Origin of the sequence: Pandoraea sp. CB10b_02, assembly GCF_002216225.1 — a bacterium.
Classification (GTDB): domain Bacteria; phylum Pseudomonadota; class Gammaproteobacteria; order Burkholderiales; family Burkholderiaceae; genus Pandoraea; species Pandoraea nosoerga.
In genome coordinates, this window is the sequence record NZ_NJGW02000007.1 from 211,621 (window position 1) to 238,241 (window position 26,621).

Genomic DNA, 26,621 nt, shown 5'->3' on the forward strand with positions numbered 1-26,621 from the left:
TGCGGGCGGCACTCTGCCCCGGTTCCCGTCTTTTCGATGACACAGTCGTCGTAGTTCGACCGGTGCAATACCGGCGCGACGACTGCTCCCGTCCCCTTAACCCTTGCCAACCTACTGCGACCCTGCATCAGGCCGGTAAGCCCGTGTTGCGCCGCTCGCTGGCCAACTCAACCTGTCGTGTGACATGAAGAAACACAGAAACCCGCGATTGTTTAGGCTCCTCGCCTTGTGTTCGCCGCTGCTTTTGGCCGGCTGCAACATGACGCTGCTCGACCCGAAAGGGCAGATCGGAGTGGAGAACAAGTCCCTGATCCTCACGGCCACGTGGCTGATGCTGATCGTGGTGATTCCGGTCATCCTGATGACGCTGTGGTTTGCGTGGAAGTACCGCGCGAGCAACAAGTCGGCGCGCTACGAGCCGAACTGGTCGCACTCGACGGCCATCGAGGTCGTGGTCTGGCTGGTGCCGATCATCATCATCGTGATTCTGGCCCGCCTCACCTGGGTCTCCACTCACGAGCTCGATCCCTACAAGCCGCTGGAGAGCGACGTGAAGCCGATCACGGTCGAAGTGGTGTCGATGAACTACAAGTGGCTGTTCATCTACCCGGAACAGGGCATCGCGACGATCAACGAGCTGGCCGTTCCGGTCGATACCCCGGTGAATTTCAAGATCACCTCGGAATCGATCATGAACTCGTTCTTCATTCCGCAATTGGGTAGCCAGGTCTACTCGATGGCCGGCATGGAAACGAAGCTGCACCTGATCGCGAACCACGTCGGCGAGTACGACGGGATTTCGGCGAACTACAGCGGCGGCGGCTTCTCGGGCATGCGCTTCAAGACGCTGGCGATGAGCGACAACGACTTCCAGCAGTGGGTGAAGAAGGTGCGCGAGTCGAAGAAGGTGCTCGACAAGGAGGCCTACGCTTCGCTGGTGCCGATGAGCGAGAACTCGCCGGTCACGTACTACAGCTCGGTCGACGCGAACATGTTCCAGTCGATCGTGCACGCCCCGATGGCAGCCGCCATGGCCAAGCAGCATGAAGGTCATGAAAACCACGGCGCCATGGAAATGAAGGGCATGGACATGAAGATGGAAATGAAGGGCGCGGGCACGGACGCCGCGACGGCTCCGGCCGCCGCCGCCGAGGTGCGCAACGGCCAGTCGATGACCATGGCCATGGACAACGCCGGCGCGCACGCGATGCACGCCGGCACGGCTGCGCACGCGCATAAGGAGTAAACGACAATGTCAACGCTGTTTGGCAAACTGACTCTCGAAGCCATCCCGTACCACGAGCCGATCATCGTCGGCGCGGTCGGCATGATGGTGCTGGGCGGGCTGGGCATCATTGCGCTGCTCACCTACTTCGGCAAGTGGAAATACCTGTGGAACGAGTGGATCACGTCGGTCGATCACAAGAAGATCGGCGTGATGTACGTGCTCGTGGCGCTCGTCATGCTGCTGCGCGGCTTTGCCGACGCCATCATGATGCGCACGCAGCTCATGCTCGCGCACAACTCGCCGGGCGTGCTCCCGCCGGATCACTACGATCAGATCTTCACCGCCCACGGCGTGATCATGATCTTCTTCGTGGCGATGCCGTTCATGACCGGGCTGGTGAACCTCGTGGTGCCGCTGCAGATCGGCGCGCGCGACGTGGCTTTCCCGTTCCTGAACACGCTCTCGTTCTGGCTGTTCGTGGCCGGCGCGGCGCTGGTGAACCTGTCGCTGGGCGTGGGCGAGTTCGCGCGCACGGGCTGGCTGGCTTACCCGCCGCTCTCGGGCATTCAATACAGTCCGGGCGTGGGGGTGGATTACTACATCTGGGCCTTGCAGATATCGGGGCTGGGGACGTTGCTCACCGGGGTGAACTTCGTGGTGACGATCCTGAAGATGCGCGCTCCGGGCATGAACCTGATGAAGATGCCGGTGTTCACCTGGACGTCGCTGTGCACGATGGTGCTGGTGTGCGCCGCGTTCCCGGTGCTGACGGTGACCCTGGCGCTGCTCTCGCTCGACCGCTACCTCGACTTCCATTTCTTCACGAACGAGTTGGGCGGCAACCCCATGATGTACATCAACCTGATCTGGATCTGGGGTCACCCGGAGGTGTACATCCTGATTCTGCCGGCGTTCGGCATCTTCTCGGAGATCATCGCGACGTTCTCGGGCAAGAAGCTGTTCGGCTACAAGTCGATGGTGTACGCCACGGCAGCGATCATGGTGCTCTCGTTCCTCGTGTGGGCGCACCACTTCTTCACGATGGGTTCGGGCGCGAGCGTGAACGCCTTCTTCGGTATCGCGACGATGATCATCTCGATCCCGACCGGCGTGAAGATCTTCAACTGGCTGTTCACGATGTACCGCGGTCGCGTGCAGATGACGGTGCCGGTGCTGTGGACGCTGGGCTTCATCGTCACGTTCGTGATCGGTGGCATGACGGGCGTGCTGCTGGCCGTGCCGGGCGCGGACTTCGTGCTGCACAACTCGCTGTTCCTGATCGCTCACTTCCACAACGTGATCATCGGCGGCGTGCTGTTCGGCTACATCGCCGGCATGAACTACTGGTTCCCGAAGGCTTTCGGCTTCAAGCTGGATTCGCGCACGGGCAAGGCAAGCTTCTGGTGCTGGCTGATCGGCTTCTACCTTGCGTTCATGCCGCTGTACGTGCTGGGCCTGATGGGCATGACGCGCCGTCTGAACCACTACGAGAACGCCGCCTGGCAGCCGTGGCTGATTGCTGCCTGGGTGGGGGCGCTGTTCATCGCCGCGGGTATCGGCTTCCAGGTGCTGCAACTGGTCATCTCGATCAAGAACCGCAAGGCGCTGGCCGATACGACGGGTGACCCCTGGAACGGCCGCACGCTGGAGTGGATGACGTCGTCGCCGCCGCAGTTCTACAACTTTGCGGAAGAGCCGCGCGTGCATGACATCGACGAGCTGGCCTATCGCAAGGAACACGGCATCAAGAGCGATCTGAAGACGAGCTACGCACCGATTCACATGCCGAAGAACACGGGCGCCGGTTTCATCATCAGCGCGTTCTCGCTGGTGTTCGGTTTCGCCGCGATCTGGCACATCTGGTGGCTGGCCATCGTCGGTTTCGTCGGCATGATCGTGACGTTCATCTGCCGCAGCAACGACGATTCGATCGACTACTACGTGCAATCGCCGGAAGTGGTGGCCATTGAAACGGCTCACCACCAGGCGCTGGCCGCAGCAGCAAAGGCATAATCATGACGAGCGAAGTTCTCAAACACTCTGGCGCGCATGCCGATGCGCATGCGCATGACCACGCGCACCACGACACCGGAGGCAACACGATCTTCGGTTTCTGGGTGTACCTGATGACCGACCTGGTGCTGTTCGCCAGCCTGTTCGCGACGTTCGCGGTTCTGCGCGACGCCACGGCGGGCGGCCCGACCGGCAAGGAACTGTTCGACCTGAAGTTCGTGCTGGTCGAAACGTTCATCCTGCTGTTCTCGTCCATCACATACGGCTTTGCGATGGTTGGCCTGCACAACGGCAAGAAGGGCGCCGTGCAGGGCTGGCTGGCGATCACCTGGCTGCTGGGCGCCGCCTTCGTGGCGATGGAACTGTACGAATTCCATCACCTGATCCTGGAAGGCGCGGGCCCGAACCGCAGCGGTTTCCTGTCGTCGTTCTTCGCACTCGTGGCGACTCACGGTCTGCACGTGGCCTCGGGCCTGCTGTGGATGGCCGTGCTGATGTTCCAGATCGGCAAGAAGGGCCTGACTTCGACGAACACGACGCGCCTGCAATGCCTGTCGCTGTTCTGGCACTTTCTGGACGTGGTCTGGATCGGCGTGTTCACGGTCGTGTACCTGATGGGAGCGATGTAAATGAGCAATACGAATTCGGTGCAATCGCATGGCCACGAAGCTGGCCACAACGCGGCGGGCGGCAGCCACGGCAGCGTGAAGTCGTACCTGATCGGCTTCGTGCTCGCGGTGATTCTGACCGTCGTGCCGTTCAAGCTGGTGATGGACGGCACGATGCCGCCGTCGACGGTGCTCCCGCTGATCCTCGGCGCGGCGCTGGTGCAGATCATCGTTCATCTGGTCTACTTCCTGCACATGGACCGCTCGTCGGAACAGCGCTGGAACGTGATGGCGTTCCTGTTTACCGTGCTGATCGTGGCGATCGTGCTCGTCGGCTCGCTGTGGATCATGCACAACGCCAACTCGCTGATGATGCCGGGCATGTAATGCCGCCCCCCCCCTTTTTCCGGTGCAGCGGTGCAGGACGACCGGAGAGGGGGCTTGCCCGGAGGCGCTTGTCGCGCCTTCGTCATACCCCGGATGTCGGCTTTCTGCCGGCTCCGGGGTTTGTTTTTTTCTTTCGTTGACGCGCCGCGCCGGTTGCCGCTCAGTGACTGCGCTCCGCCTTGAGGTCGCCCCGTCAGCGGATTAGCGGATTAGCGGATTAGCGGATTAGCGGATTAGCGGATTAGCGGCCGCCAACTGGATCTGGTGCGCGGCGGATGAAGCGGGTGCGGACCCGCGGACGCCAGTCCGCTTTATTCCCTTACCCGTGCGACGCCTTGTCGTCCGGCGGCGTATCGGAGGTCGGCGCCGCCAGAATCACCCCGGGCCGCACGGGCAAATCCGGCCGAATTCCGAGCAACGGCAACGCCTGCGATGCAATCTCGGCAAACGCGGGGCCCGCCGCCTGACCGCCAAAGTGCTGAGACGCCTTCGGCTCGTCCACCGACACGGCGATCACGAGCCTCGGCGCCGACAACGGCGCAATCCCCACGAACGACGCACGGTACTTGGAATGGTCATACCCATGCGCACCCGCCTTGTACGCCGTGCCGGTCTTCCCGCCAATGCTGTATCCGGCCACCTGCGCGGTGGTCGCCGTACCTCCCGTATCGACGACGCTCGCCAGCATCTTGCGCATCTCCGCGGCCGTGCGCGCATCGATGACCCGCACGCCCTCGGGCTGCACCGGCGTATCGGGCTTGACGATGGAAATCGGCATCATCACGCCATCGTTCGCGAAGATGGTGTATGCGCGCGCCAGTTGGAACAGCGACGCCGAAATCCCGTAGCCATATGCCATCGTCGCCTGTTCGATCCGACGCCATGATTTGTAGGGACGCAGGCGGCCCGAGACGGCGCCCGGGAAGCCGAGCTTCGGCTGCTGGCCCAGTCCGATCTCGGTGAACATGTCCCACATTTCCTCGGCGCGCAACATGGTGGACACCTTGGTCATGCCAATGTTGCTGGACTTCTGGATCACGCCCGCCGCGGTCAATACGCCGTTTGCGCTGTCGTCGCTGATGGTCGCGCCCTCGAACACGTATCGACCGGGGCCGGTGTCGATGAGGGTCGTCGGCGTGAGGCGGTGCAAGTCCAGCGCCAACGCCATCGTAAACGGCTTGAGAATCGACCCCGGCTCGAAGACGTCGGTAAATACGCGGTTGCGCAATTGTTCGCCGGTCAGGTGCTCGCGATCATTGGGGTTGTACGTCGGCAGATTGGCCAGGGCGAGCACCTGGCCCGACTTGGCGTCGATGACGACCGCCATCGCCGCCTTCGCGCCGGTGCGCTCGAGCGCGTTCTTGAGCGCCTCGTAGGCGATGTACTGCACGCGCGTGTCGAGCGTCAGCCGGATGTCCTTGCCGTCGCGCGGCGGGCTGGAGTCGTCGAGATCCTGAATGGTGCGGCCGATCCGGTCCTTGATGACGCGGCGAACCCCCGCCGTACCCTCGAGCAGCGGCTCCTCGCCCAGTTCTATTCCCTCCTGGCCCTTGTCCTCGACGTTGGTGAAGCCCACGACATGCGCCGCCACTTCCCCCTCGGGATAGAAGCGCTTGTATTCGCTGCTTTCGTACACGCCCGGGATACCCAGCGCTTCGACCTGCTTGCCGATCTCGGGCGACACCTGGCGCTTGATGTAGACGAACTTCTTCTCGCCGATCAGCTTGGTGCGCAGTTCCCTGGCCGGGATGTCGAGCAGCTTGCTCGCCTTCTGGATGTCGCTGTCGGACAAGTCGTCCGGCACCTCGGCCGGGACGGCCCACACGGTGCGCATCGGCAGGCTCGTCGCCAGCACCCTGCCATCGCGATCCTCGATCTTGCCGCGCACCGCCGGCATCACGATGGTGTGCTCGTAACGCTTCTCGCCCTGCGCGATGTAGAAATCATTGCCCGGGCCGGCGATCCAGAACGCCCGAACCACCAGTCCGATGAAGGCCAGGGTGATCATGATGACGACCAGCTTGGAGCGCCAAAGCGACATGCGCGACTGCAAAACAGGACTGGAGGAGAACGTGACGTCCTTGGATTGGCGTTTCTTTTGCATGGCGCTCGCGGGGCGTGAGATGCGTGAACAGCATCGGGTCCGGGGGAAGACCCTGGCTGGAATTCTAGGCGAGATAGCGTAGCACGCAAGCGCCAGTTGCAATAGCGCAAAAGCCCCGTCGGACGGGGCTTTCAAGGTTTTTTTCGAGCCGTCGGGGCAAGACTTTCGCAAGGGTGTCGACAGGTGAAACCGAAAGCGGATTTTGTCCGGTATTCCTGCCTTGCGCCTTGCCCGCTGTCTTGCCCTGCGCCTTGCCGCTCCCCATCGGGCTCACGGCTTCACTGTGCCGAAACGCACGTCGCCATACCACGCATGCGCGCTCGCATGGGTATTGTCGCTGTCAGTGAATAGGCCGTATCCGAGCAGCCTGCCCGGCTTCTCCCGGTAGACGCGTTCGTAGTCGGCTGCGAGGTTGCGCGTGAACGTCTGCCACTTGCCCAACGACGCCTCGCCACCCGCCACCACGATCATCTGCACGCGATCGGTATGCGGATTTTCGATGACCCCGCCCGGCGCTGCATCGTTGGACCAGACGTACATGAGCGTGGCATACGGCAAGTCTTCACCGCCGGCCTTGGCCAATGTCATCGCCGCCCGGTCGCCGAACGGCAACGTCGACTTGTCGCCGTCGAAGAAAAAGACCAGCCGCGCCGGCGAATCCTCTTTGTCGGCCACCCGGTTATCCGCCCCGGGAATCGCCTGCTCCACCTTCCACCGCCACGACACGATCGGCGTGGCGCTCACGTCGATCCCGTCCCCCTTGGCCATCAGCGCCGAGGCCGAGTCGGCCGACTTCGCTTCGATGACGTTGCGCCCGCCGTCGGCCACGACGGTGTACGCCGTGAGCTTCTTGCCCTTCACGACCGGCAGGTTTTGCCAGCCTGCCGGTAACGCCGTACCCGCCGCCGCCCTGGAAAATACAGTGGCGCCGCCCGCATCGGCCATTCCTTCGGCCGCCTGCGCCGCCGCCGGGAACGTGAGCGACGTCGCGAACGACAGACACAGAGAAAGCCAGAGAGAAGGGGCGAGCGTCCCGCCGCGCCCGCGCGAACGCCACGGCCGACACGGCCGACACGGCAGGGCGGGCGCATCCGTGCGCGACGGCGGACCCGGCAACAAACTCAGCAATGAACCTGATGAAGGGCGAGCCATGGCAGACGACTCCGGCATTGTGAGGTTGCAACGTTACCCAGGCGACCGGGCGCTTAGCGCTGTTGCAGCGCCACTCGCAATCCCAGGCCGATGAAGAGGGCGCCGATGATCTTGCCTTGCCAGCGCAGCAGCCACGTGAAGCGGCGCACGAACTTGCCAAGCGGTCGCACCGACAGTGCGATCGCCGACGTGTATATCGCGCTCATCGCCACGAACACGAGGCCCAGCACCAAGAACTGCAGAAACACGTTGCCCTCGCTCGCGTGCACGAATTGCGGCATGAACGCCAGAAAGAACAGCGCCGTCTTGGGATTGAGCACCTCGGTCGCCACCGCCTGCACGAATGCCCGCGAAGGCGACACGCTCGGCGCGCCAGGCAGCCGCGGATCGGAGGGACGCTCGCGCAATGCCTTGACGCCCAGATAGACGAGATAGGCCGCGCCCACGTATTTCACTACGTCGAACGCCAACGCCGAGGTCATCAGCACTGCCGACAGTCCCACGGCGGCACATAACGTGTGGACAAGATCACCCATCGCAATGCCCATGCCGGTCATGACACCTGCCCGGCGCCCGCCCTGGACGGTCCGCGTGATGGTGAGCAGCACCGCCGGGCCCGGAATGAGAAACAGCCCGAGAACGACTGCGACAAACGTGGCAAGCGTGGCAATGGTCGGCATGGCAGCTCCGTAGCGTCGGGCGCGCCGCCAACTGCCAGGCCGGCCGCGCGCGATGGGGTGACAGGCGACATCATCCCAGATTCCGGGCCGGTTTGCCGGCGTCCCCTTCCGGCTCCCTTGCTTGGCTTCTCGCTTGACCCCTCGCTTGGCCCCGCGTTTGGCCGCTCACTTGGCCCCTTGCTGGCTCTCTTGCCCGCCTTGGCGCCTGCCTCTCCCGGGCGCGACGGACCCCGCCGAAAAGCGCCGGCCGCCGGGCGAATCCTGAAGCGCGCCGCGTCGGCGCGGCGCAGCATGCCGCCTTTGACACCCGCCGCAACGCGGCCAAGGAGATCCGAAATGCCGTGGATGGCCGATGCCGTATCCGCCACGATGGGCACCGTTCTGCGCGCCGGCGTGCAGGCGGCCCACGGCGTCTGTGGAGGATTTCGCGACAATTTCGTGAGCGCCCGACAAGGCCCGCGCGAAGGCGCGCTGCAGGCGCCCGACGCCGCATTCGCCGGCACATGGGGCGGGGCCGGCCCCGGGGGGGCATACGCCGCGTCCAACGGCGCGGGCCTGCCAGGCTCGCTCGACGTCGCGTTCGCCTGCGCGCTGGGCGTCCTCACGATCGGTGCAATGTATCGATGCCTTGCTCCGGAATGGCGCGCCCTCGAAGCGGCTCTCGCATCGGGCGAGCCGGCGCAACGCCGCTGGGGCGCGCAGACGCACGCGCAACTGCGCCGCCGCACGCTGGGCGACACGAGCGCCATGCGCCAGTGCTTCGCCGCCTTCGAGGCCACGCACGACAGCCGTTACCCGGATCCCGTGAACCGTCGCCAACTCGCCGAACGGGAAATCGCGCAAGCGCTCGTCCTGCACGTGGCGGATGCACCACAAAGCTCGCTCGCGCAAAGCGATCGCGTGATGGCATTGAGTCAGTTGCTCGCACACGGCCTGGGCTTTCGCCTGCCCGGCGCCTGCCGTCGCGCGCTCCGGATCGACGACGACAAGCCGTCGCTGATCCGCTTCGACGACGCCTTCACATTGCTGCGGGAACGTCTGGAGCCCGACTGGCGCCACGACGAGGAGGATTCGCCGACGTTCAGCGTCCACCCCGTGGACGTGCAGCTTTTCGATCCGGCCGAAACGACCGCCGATCTGTCGGACGAGACCCGCGCCGCCCGCCTTCGTCTGACCGACCCCGGAGCGTTGCGGCGCGTGCGATCGCGCGTCGTCCGCCTGATTGCCGCGAGCGTGCGCAACGACTGCGGCGGCGTCGGCGACTGGCGCGCTCTGGCGCAAAGCGCGCTGGCGTTGGCGGCCCAACGCGGTCTGTGCTGCGAGAACGTAATCGCGGCGCTCGGGACCGCCACACGCTCGGGCGTCAGCGCGCGCCGCCTCTGGCATTGGTCGGACGAACCGACGCCGCGCCGCAGCGACGGCGTCGCGCCCGCGCTGTCGATGGACACCGCTCAGTGGATCGCGCGGCTCATGCTGCTCGCGGGCATGCCGCCCCGGCGCGAACCGTGTCCGCCCCGCCTGGCGGCGCTCGCCCGCGGCGACACACCGCCGGCGCTGGTGATCGGCTCGCTCGAGTGGGTGCATCTGGTCGACGGCATCCGCGAACTGGGGCGCGATCACTGGCGCACGTCATATGCCCGCGTCGTGGCCGTCGGCCGCCAAGCCGGCGAGGCGCGCCTCCCCGGGGGCGGCCGAAGCGACTGAAGTGGCTGAAGTGGCTGAAGTGGTGGATGTGGCAAATGTGACGGACGTCAAAGATAGGCGCCGCCCAGCAGCCCCGCGACACTGCCCGCCGCGAGCCACCACAGCGGATGCACGCGCGTGCGGATGGCCAGCACGGCCACGCTCGCGGTGATTCCCGCCAGCAACCACGACGTGGCCGACGCCTGGGCGATGAGTGCGGCGCTCGCGGCCACGAGACCGGCCGTCATCGGCGCCAGACCAGCCTGGACGATGCGGCGCCACGGCCGGTCCCGGAAGCGCTCCCACAAATGCAGCACAGCCACCGTAATGAGCGACGACGGTCCGAACTTCGCCAGCGACGTGACGAGCATGCCCTGCCAGCCGGCAACATGCCAGCCGACCAGTGTCACGATCATGAGGTTCGGCCCGGGCGCGGCCTGCCCGAGCGCGAACAGCGCGCTGAATTCCTCGGACGTCATCCAGTGGTGCAGGTCCACGACCTGGCGCTCCATCTCGGGCAGGATGGCGTTGCCGCCGCCGAACGCCAGTACGGACAACTGCGTGAAGATGAGCGCAAGCGAGACGAGCGTGCCGGTCATTGCGACACCCGCCATGTGGCATAGATCGAAATCGGCGTCATCACGAGCATGGTCAGGACGAGCGGCACGCGCAGCACGGCAATCGCAATGAAACATGCGAGCGCCACGCCGCCGAGCACGACCGACCTGCGCAGCGGCCACGCCACCTTCCACGCCATCTGAACGAGCAACCCCGCTGCGGCGGCCGCGAGCCCCGCGAACAGATGCTTCACGTGCGGATCGTTCTGGAAACGCTGGTAGATCATGCCGAGCACGATCACCACCGCCGAGGGCGCCGCGATCAGTCCGAGGATCGACGCGAGCGCGCCGCGCCACCCGTGAAAGCGCATGCCGAGCGCCACCGAGAGGTTGATGATGTTGCCGCCGGGCAGAAACTGGCACAGACCCAGCAGATCGGTGAATTCGCCAGGCGAGACCCAGCGGTGCTTCTCGACGACCATGCGTCGCGCGAGCGGCAACGCGCCGCCAAAGGCGGTCATGCCCAGGCCGAGAAAGCCGAGAAAGAGGGCGCGCAGGCTCGGCGTGCCGATGGCGTCGGTCGCGTCGGGAGGGCGCGAATCCCGGGATTCGCGGGCAGCGCGAGGTTCGCGCGGCCTGCGTCGTTCGAGAGACGGGGACGACGGGGTGGGGACGGGGCTGGCGTCCTGCCCGGCAGGGGGAGAGGAGGGAGCCGGAATACTCATGGCGAATCTTCTGAAAGCGCAACTGCTGTGGGGCCGTCAGGCTGCCGCGCCACCGAGAAGGCGTGGTGCGCGTGCCGCACGGGATACCGTCAGCGTAGGTCGATTGCGCTATATTGTCCAATATATGGAAGTGACTTAATTCATATTGGATCAATATGGCAAATATCGACGTGCGCCTGTTGCGCTATTTCATTGCAGTGGCCGAAACGGGGCACATGACGCGCGCCGCGGAGCGCCTGGGCATTGGGCAGCCGCCGCTCTCGCAGCAGATCCGCGTGCTCGAGACGCAACTGGGCGTTACGCTGTTCGACCGGCTGCCACGCGGCATGGCGCTCACGGACGCCGGCCAGGCCTTTCTCGCGGACGCCTGCGAGGTCGTGCGCAAGCTCGATCAGGCCGTCGACGACGTGCGCCGCGTCGCTGCCGGCATCAAGGGGCGCCTGTCGGTCGGCTTCACGAGTTCATCGGCATTGCATCCGTTCGTGCCGACGGTCATTCGCGCCTTCCGACGCGACGCGCCGTCGGTTTCGCTCATGCTCGACGAGAGCAGCACCAGCGAGCTGCTCGACGGCCTGCGCGACGGGCAGCTCGACGCGGCCTTCATCCGTCAGCCGCAAGGCGACATCGGGCAGATCGCGTTCGTGCCGGTGCTCGAGGAAGCGATGGTGCTGGCGGTGCCCTCGGCGCATGCGCTCGCGCTGACGGGGCGTGCAGGCAAAGCGGCCGTGCCGATGACGGCCGTCGCGGCGGAAAAGCTGATCCTCTATCGGCGCCGCACCGGACAGGGGCTATACGACGCCATCATCGCCGCGTGCCACAGCGCGGGCTTCAGTCCGAACATCGAACAGGAGGCGCCGCGCCTGCTCTCCACGCTCTCGCTGGTCGCCGCAGGGCTCGGCGTGTCGGTGGTGCCCGCTTCGCTCATGCGCATGCAGATCGAGGGCATCGTCTATCGGCCGCTCTCGCCCGCGCCGCGCGCACCGCTGCACTTCGCCTATCGCGAAGGCGTGCTTGCCGGGCCGAGCGCGCGCCTGCTCGATCACGTGCGGGCCACGGCGCAATCGTTCGTTGCCAGACCCTGAAAGGGACGGGGGCAACCGGACCGTTCGGCCTTCGGTGCGCCTCGCGCATGTGCCGGCGTCTCGCGCGCTCGCGGCGCTCACGTCACCGCACCGCCTTGCTTGCCGAGCAGGGCCTCGATGTGTCCGTGCAGGCCCACGTCGCTCCAGTCGAGTTCGCCCATGCGCCAGAAGCGGGCCTTGCCTTCGCGATCGACGAGATACGTCGCGGGCAGGCCCAGCGACCCGAAGCGCCTGTAGACCGCGCCGTCGCGGTCGAGCAGTACTGTGCCGTCGATTGGCAGCCGGGCGATGAATGGCGCCACGGTCGTGGGCGGCTCCTTGTAGTTCACGGCCACGAGCGCCAGTGCGCGGCTGCGATACTGGCGCGCGACCCGCCCCATCGCCGGGATCTCCTCGCGGCAGGGCCCGCACCACGTCGCCCAGAAATTCAGGATGACGACGCTGCCGCGCCAGTCGGAGAGCGATCGCGCCTTGCCGTCGAGCGCCTCGAGCGTGAACGCCGGCGTCTCGCCGCGCCAGGCCGAGAGCGTGCCGCCGGACGTGCCGGCAAGCGTGCGGTCGTCGACTGCGCTGCCCGGGGCGCCGGCCGCGAAGGCCCGCGCGCCCGGTCCGCCGAGCGCGCAAGCGGCCCCGGCGGCGAGCGTGTGGAAAAAATGACGGCGTTGCATCGTGATCTTCTCCCAGGCGAGCGGGGGCGCCGCTCAGGCAGTGAGCTCGCGAGCGGTCATGCGATAGCGGAACGTGTCGGGATCGAGGCTGTCGAGCCGCGCGTGCGCCACTTCGCCGTTCGGATACATGAGAAACGGCACGGTGCCGTCGCCGGCCGTCCGCGCCCCGGGCAACGCGATATCGGCGCCGTGGTTGAACGCCACCCAGTTCATCTCCCACTGACCGAAGAGCATTGCGCGCGCGGCACGCACCTTGAGGTCATCGAGCGGCAGGCCGCCGGGCACTTCCTCGAGCACGACCTTGCGCACGTCGGCCGGATCGACGGGCACCCAGCCGTAACCGGCGGCGTAGAACTCGGCGCGGCAGTGCTGCGCCCGGGTGACGTCGCCCGCCTTGCCCAGACTGTTGAAGCCATGGCGCGAGCTCGCCACGCGCACGCCGTAAGCGTCGCGCGCCGGGATGCCGACCGAGCGGGCGAGCGCGGTGAAGAGCGCGTTGATGTCGGCGCACTTGCCGGCCAGATTGCCGGTGGTGAGCATGTAGCGCACATCGCCCGTGCCGCAGCCGCGCACGGCGCCTTCGCGGCGACAGTTCTCCACGATCCATTGGTAGATGGCCTGCGCCTTCTCCACGTCGCCTTGCCGAGCGCGTGTGATTTTCTCGGCCGTCTCGCGCACGAGACCGTCGGTCGGTTGAAGCTCGGTCGGCTGGAGGTAGCGGCGCAGTACCTGCGGCGACTCGCGCGGCGCGTTGGCCGATGGCGGCCGCGACAGATCGACGTGGCGATCGCGTGTGGCGAAAGTGTTGACGAGCGTCACCCGGCGCGCCGTCGGTTCGCCGCCGCCGGGCCACGCTACGGCGAGCATCGGCACGTCGATGCCGGCGGCGCCGCGCACCGTGCGCACCTCGGCGTTCGCCCCGGGGGCTTCCCAGCGCGCGCCGAGCGCCTGTTGATAGCCGCCGGACGGCGTGGTCGCGACGGGCAGCCAGACATTGGCCGGCGCGCTCGTTGCCGGCAGGTCGACCTGCGTGGTCAGCTCGAACGTGCGCCAGCCTTCGGCGGCGCTCGGCGCCGCGGCGCGTGCGGGCGCGGCATGTGCGCCGCCCGTGACGAGCGAGGTGGACAGGAAGGATACGGGAAGGGCGCAGGCGCCCAGCGAGAGAAAACGACGGCGTTGCATGATGAAGTCCCCTTGTGCGTCAGCGCTCACGGCGCATGGTGGTTAGGGTGCTGCGCTCGAATGTCCCATGCAGGGACGATGTGAAGCGGTAGCATGGACGCCGTCGACCGCCGGATCGAAGCCATTTCGGGACGCATCGGAGCGCATCACGACGAATCACCACGAGTCACCACGAATCGCGACGCATCACAACGAGTCAGGGCGCCAAAGCTGCACCATAATACGTCGACTTTTGGCAAACTGTCGTCATTCCGGAGCCCGTGTGCGCTGCGCGCACGGCAGACGGCCTGGCGGCGCGCTCCGGCCATTCAACGAACCCAACCACCATGACCGCAAACGATGCAACTCAAGCGGGCGCCGCAGCGGCGGCTCCGCGTCTGACTTCGCTTTCGCACGGCGGCGGCTGCGGCTGCAAAATCGCGCCGGGCGTGCTCTCGGAACTGCTCGCGCGCAACGAGACGCCGCTGCCCGCACCGGCCGCGCTGCTCGTCGGCACCGAAACGTCGGACGACGCGGCGGTCTATCAGCTCAACGACGAACAGGCGATTATCGCCACCACGGACTTCTTCATGCCGATCGTCGACGATCCGTTCGACTTCGGCCGCATCGCGGCAACCAACGCACTGTCCGACATCTACGCCATGGGCGGCAAGCCGATCTTCGCGCTCGCCATCGTCGGCATGCCGATCAACGTGCTGCCGCGCGAGACGATTCGCGACATCCTGCGCGGCGGCGAGTCGATCTGCGCCGAAGCCGGCATCCCGATCGCTGGCGGCCACAGCATCGATTCGGTCGAACCGATCTACGGCCTGGCCGCGCTTGGCGTGGTGCATCCGAAGCGGCTCAAGCGCAACGCGGACGCGCAGGCCGGCGACGTGCTCGTGCTCGGCAAGCCGCTCGGCGTGGGCGTGATGTCCGCGGCGCTCAAGAAGAACCAACTCGACGAGGCGGGGTATCGCCGCATGATCGACGCCACCACGCGCCTGAATCGGGTCGGGCCCGCGCTCGCCGCGCTGCCGGGCGTGCATGCGCTGACCGACGTCACGGGCTTCGGCCTGCTCGGTCACACGCTCGAGATGTGCCGCGGCGCGAATCTCGCCGCCTATCTGCGCATGTCCGACGTGCCGCTCTTCGACGGCGTGCGCGAGCTGGCCGACAAGGGCTGCGTGACAGGCGCATCGGGTCGCAACTGGGCCTCGTATGGCGCGTCGGTCGAGCTTGGCGAGCGGCTGACCGATCGCGATCGCGACCTGCTGTGCGACCCGCAGACGGCCGGCGGTCTGCTGGTGTCGTGCGCACCGGGCGCCGTGGACGACGTGCTCGCCGTGTTCCGCGCCGATGGCTTCGACGAGGCGGGCATCGTCGGTGCGATGCGTCCGGGCCAGCCGGGCGTGCGCGTGATCTGATACGCGCCGCCGCACATGCAAGAATGCGGGCGCCCGGAGAGGGCGCCCTGGCGTTGTCGCCGCCCTATGCGGCCCGTGCGGCCCGTGCGGCCCGTGCGCGACCTACGCCGCCGCCCGGTCCTTGCCATTGGCCGGTCCGCGACCGTCACCGGCGCCGCGATGCCGGTCGATGAACGCGACGATCGCCTCGCCCAGCGGCTTCGGCGCGTCGCGATGCGGCGAATGTCCACATGCGGGCAGTTTCACCACGCTCGCATGCGGCACGTGCGCGGCAATGCTGTCCATCTGCGCCATGGTGCCGTATTCGTCGTCCTCGCCCTGGATCGCCAGCAGCGGCCTTGAAATGCTTGCTACCGCGCCGACCAGATTCCATTCGCGAAACGCCGGGTTCAGCCAGATATCGTTCCATCCCCAGAAGGCCGAATCCACGTCGTCGTGGTAGCGTGCGAGCTTCGCGCGCAGATCGGTCGTCTCGTAGACGGTCTTCGTCTTCGCGATGCTCTCGATCGACACGTCCTCGACGAACAGATGCGGGGCCATCACGACCGCGCCGGCCAGTCGCTCGGGGAAGGCCGCCGAGAACAGCAGCGCGATCGAGCCGCCGTCGCTGTGGCCGACGAGCCAGGTGCGCGACGCCTGATCGGGGCCCACGCCCACGGCATCGAGGAATGCGGGCAGCACTTCGCGCGCCTGACGATGCATGAAGTCGACCGGCCATTTCTCGCCGGGCGGGCGCGGTGTGGAGCGACCGTAGCCGTTGCGCGAGTACACCAGACCGCGGTAGCCACCCGCGTCGCACAACTGCTGCGGCCAGTCCTTCCACATCGCCACCGAGCCGAGCCCCTCGTGCAGAAAGACCAGCAGCGCAGCGTCGGTGCGCTCGGGATGGATCCAGCGGTACTCCAGCGAGAGCGCGCCGTGCGAGGGCGTCTCGATTCGGGCGAACTGAACGTCCGACATTGTCTCTTCGTCTCCTATAGCAACTCGCGCAGCTTGAAGCGCTGCACCTTGCCGGTGGCCGTCTTCGGCAGATCGTCGACGAAGACCAGCTCACGCGGATATTTGTGCGGCGCGAGGCGCGCCTTGACGAAGGCCTTGAGCTCCGCGGCCATCGCGTCGGTCGGCGTCACGCCGGGCTTGAGCACGACGAACGCCCGCGTCTTCGTCAGGCCGTTGTCGTCGCGTCCCACGACCCCCGCCTCGAGCACGGCGTCGTGCTGCATCAGCACCATCTCCACTTCGATGGGCGAGACGTATTGGCCGCTCACCTTGAGCATATCGTCACTGCGCCCGGCATAGACGTAATACCCATTGGGCAGACGCTGGTACTTGTCGCCGCTCTTGAGCCACTCGCCGAGGAACGTGGCGCGCGACTTTTCGCGATTGCACCAGTACATGAGCGCCGCGCTCGGGCCCTTGATGTACAGATCGCCGATCTCGCCGTCCGGCACGGGCTTGCCGTTCTCGTCGCGCAATTCCACGGCATAGCCGGGCACCGGTTCGCCCGTGGTGCCATACGCCACGCGGCCCGCGCGATTCGACAGGAAGATGTGCAGCATTTCCGTCGAGCCGATGCCGTCGAGAATCTCCGCGCCGAAGTGCGCGGTAAAGCGCTCGCCGATCTCGCGCGGCAGCGCCTCGCCGGCCGACGTGCACAGGCGCAGCGATACGTCCTCGCGTGCGGGCAGATGCGGCGAGGCGAGCAGTGTGGCGTAGAGCGTGGGCACACCGTAGAAGATCGTCGGCCGGTGCTGGACGAGGCGCCTGGCGACAGCTTCGGCCGTCGGCCGCTCGGCCATCAGCACGACCGTCGCGCCCACCGAGAGCGGGAACGTCAGGCCATTGCCGAGGCCATACGCGAAGAACAGCTTCGCGGCGGAGAACGCGATGTCGTCTTCTCGAATGCCCAGTACGTGGCGCGCGTAAGTCTCGGCCGTCCAGTACAGATTGGCGTGGGTGTGTACGGTGCCCTTGGGCTTGCCCGTGGAGCCCGACGAATAGAGCCAGAACGCAATGTCGTCGGCCGAGGTGTCGGCCGGCAGTGCGCTGGGCGGCCCGTCGACCATGGCCTCGAAGGTCGGCGGCACGGGCGCGCCGGTCTGAGTGCCGCTCCCGGCGGCAATCGGTTGCGACACGACGCACGGCGGCGGCGAACCGCGCTCGGCGACCTTGGCGAGCGCGGCCTGCACGGCTGGCATGAGTGCGCCGGACGCGATCACGAGCCGCGCCTTGCTATGCGCGATCATGTACGCGTAGTCGTCGGCCGTGAGCAGCGTGTTGACGACCACCGGCACCACGCCGGCGTACAGCGCGCCCAGGAACGCCACGGGCAGGTCGACCGTGTCGAGCATGATCAGCAGGATGCGCGCTTCGCGATGAACGCCGGCCCGCGCGAGGCCGGTGGCGAAGCGCCGGCTGCGCTCGGCCAGCTCGCCGTAGGTGAGGGTGCGCGTGTCGTCGATATAGGCAGTCTTGGCAGCGCGCTCGCGATTGAGCGCCTCCAGGTGCGCGGCGAAGTTGAAGTTCACCGGCGGTGGGGTCAGTACGGCTTCCATGTTGTCTCCGATGGATCACCACACGGCGCGCGGCGCCTTCATGCCCGGCGCGCGTGCGGCATTGGTTCCTTACGACTTGTCGGGCGCTCTGACGGCGCCTCTGGTATCACCTTGACTGCGACGGCTTGCGGCTGGTGCTGCGGAATACGGCTGAATTACGGTCGGCATGCGGTCGGCATGCGGCTGGTCGGCGCTCTACTGCGGCCGGGCCCGGGCCAGCCGCGGCGTCGCCCCGGGGCCGCGAGGCGACCCCACGGGCATCGTCGGGCATCGTTGGGCGTCATTTATCCTCGTTTGGCATCGTTTATCCGGCCCACGCGACAGCGTCCTGCGTCAGCGCTTCGACGAGGGCGGCCGGGCCCTGGATGGCGGCGCGCACGTGATAGAAGCGCAACGCGCGCAGGCCGCCCAACTCCTCGCCACCGCCTGCTCGGCCCGGGCCGCCGTGCAGCGCCTGCGGCATGACGTTGCCGTGCCCGGTCTGCGTCTTCGCCACGGAGGGATCGACGGCGTGCACGCGGCCGTGGGTGCTCGCCAGCGCCAGCGCGGGCTCGCGCATGGCGAGCGCGTCGTTGCTGAACAGCGAAACGACGAGCGAGCCCTGTGCGCGCCGCGCAAGGGCCACGGCCTCGTCGGCGTTGCGATAGCCGATGAGCGTGGCCACCGGACCGAACACTTCGGTGTCATGCACGCGCTGGCCGGCCGCGCCGTCGCGCAGGCCGAGCAGCACCGGCGCCACGCAGGCGCTGTCGGGGCCGGCGTCGACGAACGCGGCCGCGCGATTGCCGTCGTAGAGCGTTTCCGCTTCGGCCTGCAGATGCGCAATGCCGTCGAGCACCGCCCGCTTTTGCCCGACGCTCACGAGCGAGCCCATCTTCACCGTTTCGTTGCGTGGATTGCCCACGGTGGTCCCCGCCAGACGCTCGGCGATCGCCGCGGCGACGGCGTCGAAGTGTTCGCCGGGCACCAGCGCGCGACGAATGGCCGTGCACTTCTGGCCCGACTTGACGGTCATCTCGCGCGCCACTTCGCGCACGAATTGCTCGAACGCCGCCGTGCCCGGCGCGGCGTCCGGCAGCAGGAGGGCGCTGTTCAGGCTGTCGGCCTCCACGTTGATGCGCGCGGAGCGTTCGGTGAACGCGGGGTGCGTGCGCAGCGCGGCGGCCGTGTCGGCCGAGCCCGTGAACGAGACCACGTCGAACGGGCCGACGCGCTCGAGCAGGCCCGCCGCGCTGCCGCAGATCACCGACAGGCTGCCCGGCGGCAGCACGCCGGCGGCGACCACGTCTGCCACCATGCGCTGGGCGAGCCATGCGGTCGACGTGGCCGGCTTCACGATGACGGGCACGCCGGCGAGCAGGGCGCCCGCGGCCTTTTCCCACAAGCCCCAGGCCGGAAAGTTGAACGCGTTGATGAAGAGCGCCACGCCCGGCGTCGGACGCAGGACGTGCCGCACGGCGAACGAGCCGTCCTTGGCCAGCGGCACGGCGGCGCCGTCGAGCAGCGTGTGCGCGTCGCCCAGCGTCGCGCCGAGCTTGGCGTAGGTCGACAACGTATAGATCGCGCCGTCGATGTCGAGGGCCGAGTCGCTTGCGACCGTACCCGAGTTCGCCGTGGCGATGGCGTAGTAGTCGTCGCGATTGGCCTGCAGGGTGGTGACGATCTGCGCGAGTCGCCGCGCGCGCTCGCCATACGACAGGGCGCGTAGCGCGGGACCGGCGCGCTCGCGCGCGAAGGCGAAGGCCGCGTCGAGATCGAGGCCGGCGCTCGAAACGTAGGCCAGTGTGTCACCGGTGACGGGGTCGGTGAGCGCGGTGCGCTCGCCATTGCCGGCGACCCATTGGCCAGCGACGTGGTTTTCCAGCAGGACAGGGGTGCTCATGGCTGGGGATCGGAAGCGAAAAGAAAGCGAAAAAAGCAAAAGGGGAGCGCCAAAGCTGCACGACAAAGCGGCACGACAAAGCGGCAAGACAAAGCGGCAAGACAAAGCGGCACGCCAAAGGGGCACGCAAGGGCCGCTGGGGCGGCGCGGCGGCGGGGCGTGCGGCCGCCGGCTTACGCGGCGCGCGTGAACTCGATGGCGCCTTCGGGCAGCAGGTACAGCACGAGGGCGCGACCGCTCGCGACGGTCGGGCGGTGCGCCGACCCGGGGCCGTATACGCACCAGCCGGCCGGATGGCCGTCGAAGGTAGCCCCCGGCGTGAGCGGCATGATCAGATCGATCTCGCCGTTGGGATGCACATGGTGCGGGCCCGCCAGATCGGCCATGTCGACCACGTCGACCGAAAAACCATGCGTCGCGGGCGTCGGCTTGATGACACGGCCGTAGCGAATGCCGCCGCCTTCGCGGTTGCACAGCCAGCCTTCGGCCACGCCGGTACGGCAGGCGGCCGAGAGCGTTTCGAACGTTTCGGAACCGGCGCCGTGACGCGCGTTGAGCCAGCCGGCAAGATCCGCGTCGAGCGCGCGGCCGTCGAGTTGCCGGGTGAGATCGGCAATCAGCGCCTGAAATTGGGGCACATCCATCGGTGTCTCCTGGGGACGTCGCAATCCGTACTCGCCGGCACGTGGCCGGCACTCGCCCGGCGGGCGCCTTGCGGGCGCCTTGCGGGCGCCTTGCGGGCCGGCGCAGGGGGCTGCGGCCTGCGCGCCGACTGTCGAGATGACGTCGATCAATCACGGTGTGCGGCAACGTCCGGGCCGTGTTTGCTTTTTTATCGACGCATGGTGAAAATTAGAGCATGCAATTTTGTCTGTCAAGCAATATATTACATGTTACCTGCTTCGAGGATCTCGCCTGATGAATAAGAGTGCGCAAGCCGATGGGGTGCCGACGGCGCGCGGTGCCGGGGAGAAGGATCCGTTCCTGGTCGCGCTGGGCGAGCGCGTGCGCACGCTGCGCGCGCGCCGCGGCCTGACCCGCAAGGCGCTGGCGCTCGACGCCGGGGTCTCCGAGCGACATGTGGCCAATCTGGAGTCGGGCGTCGGCAACGCGTCCGTGCTGTTCCTGCGTCAGCTCGCGCAAGCACTAAATTGCACATTGGCGGAAATCGTCGGCGACGAGACGACGTCCTCGGCCGAGTGGCTGCTCATTCGCGAAATCCTGCACGGGCGCGACGGCGAAGCACTCACGCGAGCGCGTCAGGCGCTAAGCGAGCTGTTCGCCGGCAGCGAACGCGATCCCGACCGTCGCGGGCGCATCGCGCTCATCGGCCTGCGCGGCGCGGGCAAATCGACGCTGGGCCGCATGCTCGCGGACGACATGCACGTGCCGTTCGTCGAACTCAATCGGGTGATCGAGCAACTGGCGGGCTGCCCGCCGTCCGAGATCTATTCGCTCTACGGCGCCACCGCCTACCGTCGCTACGAACTGCGGGCGCTGGAGGCCGTGGTGGCCGAGCACCCGCGTGCGGTGATCGCCTCGCCCGGCGGCATCGTGAGCGACGCGGCCACGTTCAACTTCCTGCTCACCCATTGCTATACGGTGTGGCTGCAGGCGTCGCCGGAAGAACACATGAAGCGCGTGATCGCGCAGGGCGATCTGCGGCCGATGTCGGGCAACGCCGAGGCCATGGACGACCTCAAGCGCATTCTGGCCGGCCGTCAGGACTTCTACGCCAAGGCCGACATGAGCTTCGACACCAGCGGCCGGGCGCTCGCGGACGCCTATCTGCAGTTGCGCGGTCGCCTGGCCGTGCAGTTGTCGTCGGATTGAATTCGCGTGTCTGCAAAATAATTCATTTTTAGTCGTGAAATTGGTTGACTGGGGTTTTGTGCTGCACTATATTGCAATTCAACAAGATCATTATTCGTGTTGGAGGCAATCATGTTCGGCAAACCCCACGTCGACTACCGTACCGACCCCACGCAGTACAAGCACTGGAGACTGAGCTTCGAGGGTCCGGTGGCCACGCTGGCCATCGATATCGCGGAAGACGGCGGCATTCGCGAGGGCTACAAGCTCAAGCTCAATTCGTATGACCTGGGCGTGGACATCGAACTGCACGATGCCATTCAACGCATCCGCTTCGAGCATCCGGAAGTCAAGACGGTGGTGATCACGAGCGCCAAGGATCGCGTGTTCTGCTCGGGCGCGAACATCTTCATGCTCGGCCTGTCCTCGCATGCCTGGAAGGTCAACTTCTGTAAGTTCACGAACGAAACGCGCAACGGCCTGGAGGACTCCAGCCGCCATTCCGGCCTGAAGTTCCTTGCCGCCGTGAACGGAGCGTGCGCGGGCGGCGGCTACGAGCTCGCGCTGGCGTGCGACGAGATCTATCTGGTCGACGACCGTTCGTCGTCGGTGGCGCTGCCCGAGGTGCCGCTGCTCGGCGTACTGCCGGGCACCGGCGGCCTCACGCGTCTGACCGACAAGCGCCACGTGCGCCACGACCGCGCCGACATCTTCTGCACGATCGTCGAAGGCATTCGCGGCGAGCGCGCCAAGCAATGGCGCCTGGTCGACGAAGTGATCAAGCCGGCTCAGTTCGCCCAGACGGTTTCGGCCCGCGCGCTGGAACTCGCGCAGCGCAGCGACCGGCCGGGCGGCAAGGGCGTGACGCTCACGCGCATTGAACGCACCGACGAGCCGGACGCCATTCGCTACGAATTCGTCGACGTGGAAATCGACCGCGCCAAGCACACGGCAAGCCTGACCGTCAGGGCGCCGAAGTCGGCGCCGCCGGCCGACATTGCGGGCATCGAAGCCGCCGGTGTGAACTGGTGGCCGCTGAAGATGGCGCGCGAGCTTGACGACGCCATCCTCAATCTTCGTACCAATGAACTCGACATCGGCACCTGGCTGCTGCGCACCGAAGGCGACGCACAGCACGTGCTCGCCGCGGACGCCTCGCTGCTCGCGCACCGGGATCACTGGTTCGTGCGCGAGACGATCGGCATGCTGCGCCGCACGTTCGCCCGCATCGATGTGTCCTCGCGCTCGCTGTTCGCGCTGATCGAGCCGGATTCGTGCTTTGCCGGCACGCTCGCCGAATTCGCGTTTGCCGCGGACCGCACCTATATGGCCGCGCTGCCGGCCAGCGAGGAAGACGAGCCGACGATCACGCTCACGGAAGTGAACTTCGGCCTGCTGCCGATGGTCACCGACCAGTCGCGTCTGGCACGCCGTTTCTACGAGGATGCGGGGCAAATCGAAGCGGTGCGCGCCACCATCGGTCGCCCGGTGCGCCCGGACGAAGCGGAGCGCCTGGGGCTCGTGACTGCCGCGGTCGACGATCTCGACTGGCCGGACGAGATCCGTATCGCCATCGAGGAGCGTGCGGCCATGTCGCCCGACGCGCTCACCGGCATGGAGGCGAACCTGCGCTTCAACGGCCGCGAGACGATGAACACGCGCATCTTCGGCCGGCTGTCCGCCTGGCAGAACTGGATCTTCATCCGTCCGAACGCCGTGGGCGAGAAGGGCGCGCTGAAGGTCTACGGCAAGGGCAGCAAGGCGCAGTTCGACCTGAACCGCGTCTGACGCACCGGCCCGCGAATCGAAGAACGGCCGCGCCGGCCCCGGCAGTCGCCGCCGGGCGGCGGGCGAGCGAGACGTATCCGCAGAACACATACGAGACACGAGGAATCCCACGATGGCTTCGATCAACTACAGCGAGAAGATCCCCAACAACGTCAATCTGTCCGACGACCGCACGCTGCAACGCGCGCTCGAGCAGTGGCAGCCCAACTTCCTGTCCTGGTGGGGCGACATGGGGCCGGAGGGCTCGCACGGCTATGACGTCTATCTGCGCACGGCCGTGAGCGTCGATCCGAGCGGCTGGGCGCATTTCGATCATGTAAAGATGCCGGACTATCGCTGGGGCATCTTCCTCACGCCGGGCGAGGCCGATCGCAAGATTCACTTCGGCGAGCACAAGGGCGAGCCCGCGTGGCAGGAAGTGCCGGGCGAGCATCGCGCCAACCTGCGCCGCATCATCGTCACGCAAGGCGATACGGAGCCGGCGTCGGTGGAGCAGCAGCGTCACCTCGGGCTCACCGCGCCGTCGATGTACGACCTGCGCAACCTGTTCCAGGTCAACGTGGAGGAGGGGCGCCACCTGTGGGCGATGGTCTACCTGCTGCACCGCTACTTCGGCCGCGACGGTCGCGAAGAGGCCGAAGCGCTGCTCGGGCGCCGCTCGGGCGACGAGGACAATCCGCGTATTCTCGGCGCGTTCAACGAGAAAACGCCGGACTGGCTGTCGTTCTACATGTTCACGTATTTCACCGACCGCGACGGCAAGTTCCAGCTCTCCGCGCTGGCCGAATCGGGCTTCGATCCGCTCGCCCGCACCACGAAGTTCATGCTCACCGAAGAGGCGCACCACATGTTCGTGGGCGAGTCGGGCGTCTCGCGCGTGATCAGCCGCACGGCGCAGGTGATGAACGAACTGAAGACGGACGACGTCTCGAAGCTGCGCGCGGCCGGGGTGATCGATCTGCCGACCATCCAGCGCTACATCAACTTCCACTACTCCGTGACGATCGACCTGTTCGGCGCGGACCAGTCGTCCAATGCCGCCATTTTCTACAGCTCGGGCCTCAAGGGCCGCTACGAGGAGAGCAAGCGCGACGACGACCACCAGCTCAGCGGCCAGACCTACCGGCTGCTGGACGTCGACAACGGCAAGCTCGTCGAGCGCGAGGTGCCGATGCTCAACGCCATGAACGAAGTGCTGCGCGACGATTACATCAAGGACTCCATTGCCGGCGTGAACCGTTGGAACAAGGTGCTCGAGAAGGCCGGCATCGACCTGCGCCTGACGGTGCCGCACAAGGCGTTCAACCGCCAGATCGGCACGTTCGCCGGGGTGCGCGTGTCGCCGGACGGCCGCGTGGTTAGCGAGACCGAATGGGCCGCGCACGAGCGCGAGTGGCTGCCGTCGTCGGAAGACCGCGCGTATGTGGCCTCGCTCATGGGGCGCGTGACCGAGCCGGGCAAGTTCGCGAACTGGATCGCGCCGCCCCCGCTGGGCATCAACCGCCAGCCGATCGATTTCGAGTACGTGCGTTTCAACTAAGGGCCGAGGAGAGCCTTCCCCACAAGGAGACAGCATCATGAACGGCCCCGTTCCGGTCGAAGTTCTGAGGCAGCATCTGATCGATCCGGAGATCTGCATTCGCTGCAATACCTGCGAAGAGACGTGCCCGGTCGACGCGATCACGCACGACGAGAACAACTATGTCGTGCGGGCGGACGCGTGCAACGGGTGCATGGCGTGCATCTCGCCGTGCCCCACGGGGGCCATCGACAACTGGCGCGACGTGCTGCGGGCCGAGGCGTATCCGATCGAGGATCAGTTCACATGGGACGAACTGCCCGTGCAGGACGACGCGCTCGCCGGGCAGGGCGTGATCGGCGAGTCGGCCGAGGCGGTCGGCAAGGGTTCCGGTAATGGTTCCGGCAATAGCGGCAGTCATGGCAGCAGCAGTCACGGCGCTGCGGGAACGGATGCCGCCGGGCCCGTCATCGGCGGCTCGGACCTGGTGCGCGGCTCGATCGTGCCGCCGTGGTCCGCCGCGAAGCCCTACGTCAACCTGTACACGCACAAGGCCCCCGTGCAGGCGATCGTGGTGGGCAACTACCGCGTGACGGACGCGAGCACGCCGAGCGACATCCATCACATCGTGCTGGACTTCGGCAAGCAGCCGTTCCCAGTGCTCGAAGGGCAGTCCATCGGCATCATCCCGCCGGGCACGACGGCCGACGGGCGGCCGCATCATGCGCGCCAATACTCGGTCGCGTCGCCGCGGGACGGCGAGCGCCCGGGCTACAACAACCTGGCGCTCACGGTGAAGCGGGTGACGTCCGACCATCAGGGCCACGCGGTCGGCGGCGTGTGCTCGAACTATCTGTGCGACCTGAAGAAGGGCGACGTGGTGAATGTGATGGGGCCGTTCGGCAGCACGTTTCTCATGCCGAACCACGCGGACTCGCATCTGCTGATGATCTGCACCGGCACCGGGGCCGCACCGATGCGCGCGATGACCGAGTACCGCCGCCGTCGCCGCCTGAAAGGAGCGACCGGCAAGCTCATGCTGTTCTTCGGCGCGCGCACGCAGGGCGAGCTGCCGTACTTCGGACCGTTGCTCAATCTGCCCAAGGACTTCATCGACACGAACCTGGCGTTCTCGCGCACGCCGGGGCAGCCCAAGCGCTACGTGCAGGACGCGATGCGCGAGCGCGCGGCCGACGTGGCGGCGCTGCTGCGTCACGAGCACACCTACATCTACGTGTGCGGGCTCAAGGGGATGGAGGACGGCGTGCTGCAGGCGCTGCAGAGCATTGCCGGCGAGGCCGGGCTCGACTGGCCCGCGCTCTGGCAGCGGCTGAAGACCGAGGGGCGCCTGCATCTCGAGACGTACTGAACCGCGCCGCCCGCGCGCGAACGTGCGGGCGCATGATTGACCGACGGCGTTCTGCGCCGGCTTGACACCGCGTGCTTCGGCGCGCGGTTTTTTTTCGTCCGCGCGCGGCTCGCATGCTGCCGTGAGCCGCCCACACGGCCTCGGATAGCGTGTCGGGTAGCGTGTCGGGTAGCGCGGGGTAGGATCGGATGGGGCAGGATGGAGGACGCTGGGGACCGCTG

Annotated in this window: 22 protein-coding genes; 11 read left to right on the forward strand and 11 right to left on the reverse strand. The window is 66.8% G+C overall.

Translation table 11 applies throughout. The features are described from left to right. Window positions 1-184: 184 nt before the first annotated feature. Genes cyoA through CDN36_RS10120 form a run of 4 tightly spaced genes read left to right on the forward strand, consistent with a single transcriptional unit; the run spans window position 185 to window position 4,236 of the window. Entirely contained in the window at window positions 185-1,246 is a 1,062-nt protein-coding gene (cyoA, locus tag CDN36_RS10105) for a ubiquinol oxidase subunit II (protein ID WP_150555283.1), read from the forward strand. Window positions 1,247-1,261: 15 nt separating this feature from the next. After that, window positions 1,262-3,241 carry a cytochrome o ubiquinol oxidase subunit I gene (cyoB, locus tag CDN36_RS10110; protein ID WP_150555348.1) on the forward strand — a complete coding sequence of 660 codons (1,980 nt, stop codon included), beginning with the start codon at window positions 1,262-1,264 and terminating at the stop codon, window positions 3,239-3,241. Window positions 3,242-3,243: 2 nt separating this feature from the next. Next, window positions 3,244-3,870, forward strand: a complete 627-nt coding sequence (locus CDN36_RS10115) for a cytochrome o ubiquinol oxidase subunit III (protein ID WP_174966339.1) — start codon at window positions 3,244-3,246, stop codon at window positions 3,868-3,870. Beyond that, complete coding sequence (locus CDN36_RS10120) at window positions 3,871-4,236, forward strand: cytochrome o ubiquinol oxidase subunit IV (RefSeq protein ID WP_174966338.1); 366 nt, start codon at window positions 3,871-3,873, stop codon at window positions 4,234-4,236. It abuts the gene before it with no gap. A gap of 319 nt (window positions 4,237-4,555) precedes the next feature. Here the strand turns inward: CDN36_RS10120 and CDN36_RS10125 are convergent, their stop codons facing one another. The 3 genes from CDN36_RS10125 to CDN36_RS10135 form a co-directional block, all read right to left on the reverse strand. Further along, on the reverse strand, window positions 4,556-6,340 hold the full coding sequence (locus CDN36_RS10125) for a peptidoglycan D,D-transpeptidase FtsI family protein (RefSeq protein ID WP_287496650.1): 1,785 nt from the start codon (window positions 6,338-6,340) through the stop codon (window positions 4,556-4,558). A gap of 270 nt (window positions 6,341-6,610) precedes the next feature. Further along, window positions 6,611-7,285, reverse strand: coding sequence for a DUF3047 domain-containing protein (locus CDN36_RS10130; protein WP_150555281.1), 675 nt, complete (start codon window positions 7,283-7,285; stop codon window positions 6,611-6,613). Window positions 7,286-7,545: 260 nt separating this feature from the next. Continuing rightward, window positions 7,546-8,172 carry a LysE family translocator gene (locus tag CDN36_RS10135; protein WP_150555280.1) on the reverse strand — a complete coding sequence of 209 codons (627 nt, stop codon included), beginning with the start codon at window positions 8,170-8,172 and terminating at the stop codon, window positions 7,546-7,548. 336 nt (window positions 8,173-8,508) lie between these two features. Here CDN36_RS10135 and CDN36_RS10140 point away from each other — a divergent pair, with 336 nt between their 5' ends. Beyond that, window positions 8,509-9,876: a hypothetical protein gene (locus CDN36_RS10140; protein WP_287496651.1), complete on the forward strand. Its 1,368-nt coding sequence runs from the start codon at window positions 8,509-8,511 to the stop codon at window positions 9,874-9,876. Between the two features lie 47 nt (window positions 9,877-9,923). Here CDN36_RS10140 and CDN36_RS10145 read toward each other — a convergent pair whose 3' ends face one another. Next, on the reverse strand, window positions 9,924-10,454 hold the full coding sequence (locus CDN36_RS10145) for a chromate transporter (RefSeq protein ID WP_287496670.1): 531 nt from the start codon (window positions 10,452-10,454) through the stop codon (window positions 9,924-9,926). Further along, a complete protein-coding gene (locus CDN36_RS10150; protein ID WP_150555278.1) occupies window positions 10,451-11,137 on the reverse strand; it encodes a chromate transporter in 687 nt (228 codons plus the stop codon). Before CDN36_RS10150 ends, CDN36_RS10145 begins: the two co-directional genes overlap by 4 nt. Before the next feature lie 155 nt (window positions 11,138-11,292). Between CDN36_RS10150 and CDN36_RS10155 the strand changes: the two genes are divergently transcribed. Beyond that, window positions 11,293-12,219, forward strand: a complete 927-nt coding sequence (locus CDN36_RS10155) for a LysR family transcriptional regulator (RefSeq protein WP_150555277.1) — start codon at window positions 11,293-11,295, stop codon at window positions 12,217-12,219. 77 nt (window positions 12,220-12,296) lie between these two features. Here the strand turns inward: CDN36_RS10155 and CDN36_RS10160 are convergent, their stop codons facing one another. Together CDN36_RS10160 and CDN36_RS10165 are read right to left on the reverse strand one after the other, a co-directional pair. After that, entirely contained in the window at window positions 12,297-12,887 is a 591-nt protein-coding gene (locus CDN36_RS10160) for a TlpA family protein disulfide reductase (protein ID WP_287496652.1), read from the reverse strand. Window positions 12,888-12,920: 33 nt separating this feature from the next. Further along, window positions 12,921-14,069, reverse strand: a complete 1,149-nt coding sequence (locus CDN36_RS10165; RefSeq protein ID WP_287496653.1) for a transglutaminase-like domain-containing protein — start codon at window positions 14,067-14,069, stop codon at window positions 12,921-12,923. A gap of 326 nt (window positions 14,070-14,395) precedes the next feature. Here CDN36_RS10165 and selD point away from each other — a divergent pair, with 326 nt between their 5' ends. Continuing rightward, complete coding sequence (selD, locus tag CDN36_RS10170; protein ID WP_150555274.1) at window positions 14,396-15,475, forward strand: selenide, water dikinase SelD; 1,080 nt, start codon at window positions 14,396-14,398, stop codon at window positions 15,473-15,475. Between the two features lie 102 nt (window positions 15,476-15,577). Here the strand turns inward: selD and CDN36_RS10175 are convergent, their stop codons facing one another. The 4 genes from CDN36_RS10175 to CDN36_RS10190 form a co-directional block, all read right to left on the reverse strand. Next, on the reverse strand, window positions 15,578-16,435 hold the full coding sequence (locus CDN36_RS10175; RefSeq protein ID WP_150555273.1) for an alpha/beta fold hydrolase: 858 nt from the start codon (window positions 16,433-16,435) through the stop codon (window positions 15,578-15,580). A gap of 14 nt (window positions 16,436-16,449) precedes the next feature. Next, window positions 16,450-18,030 (reverse strand): benzoate-CoA ligase family protein, encoded by a 1,581-nt coding sequence (locus CDN36_RS10180; protein ID WP_150555272.1) that lies wholly within the window; start codon window positions 18,028-18,030, stop codon window positions 16,450-16,452. Window positions 18,031-18,334: 304 nt separating this feature from the next. Next, complete coding sequence (locus CDN36_RS10185; RefSeq protein ID WP_287496654.1) at window positions 18,335-19,912, reverse strand: 3,4-dehydroadipyl-CoA semialdehyde dehydrogenase; 1,578 nt, start codon at window positions 19,910-19,912, stop codon at window positions 18,335-18,337. A 173-nt stretch (window positions 19,913-20,085) separates the two neighbouring features. Then, window positions 20,086-20,556, reverse strand: a complete 471-nt coding sequence (locus CDN36_RS10190; RefSeq protein ID WP_287496655.1) for a DUF4863 family protein — start codon at window positions 20,554-20,556, stop codon at window positions 20,086-20,088. A gap of 274 nt (window positions 20,557-20,830) precedes the next feature. On the opposite strand from CDN36_RS10190, the gene CDN36_RS10195 reads away from it, so the two are divergent. The 4 genes from CDN36_RS10195 to boxA all read left to right on the forward strand — a co-directional run bounded on the left by CDN36_RS10195 (window position 20,831) and on the right by boxA (window position 26,400). Continuing rightward, a complete protein-coding gene (locus tag CDN36_RS10195; protein WP_150555269.1) occupies window positions 20,831-21,745 on the forward strand; it encodes a helix-turn-helix transcriptional regulator in 915 nt (304 codons plus the stop codon). A gap of 111 nt (window positions 21,746-21,856) precedes the next feature. Beyond that, window positions 21,857-23,512, forward strand: coding sequence for a 2,3-epoxybenzoyl-CoA dihydrolase (boxC, locus tag CDN36_RS10200; protein WP_287496656.1), 1,656 nt, complete (start codon window positions 21,857-21,859; stop codon window positions 23,510-23,512). A 112-nt stretch (window positions 23,513-23,624) separates the two neighbouring features. Further along, window positions 23,625-25,052 (forward strand): benzoyl-CoA 2,3-epoxidase subunit BoxB, encoded by a 1,428-nt coding sequence (boxB, locus tag CDN36_RS10205; protein WP_287496657.1) that lies wholly within the window; start codon window positions 23,625-23,627, stop codon window positions 25,050-25,052. Between the two features lie 37 nt (window positions 25,053-25,089). Next, window positions 25,090-26,400 carry a benzoyl-CoA 2,3-epoxidase subunit BoxA gene (boxA, locus tag CDN36_RS10210; protein ID WP_287496658.1) on the forward strand — a complete coding sequence of 437 codons (1,311 nt, stop codon included), beginning with the start codon at window positions 25,090-25,092 and terminating at the stop codon, window positions 26,398-26,400. Window positions 26,401-26,621 lie beyond the last annotated feature (221 nt).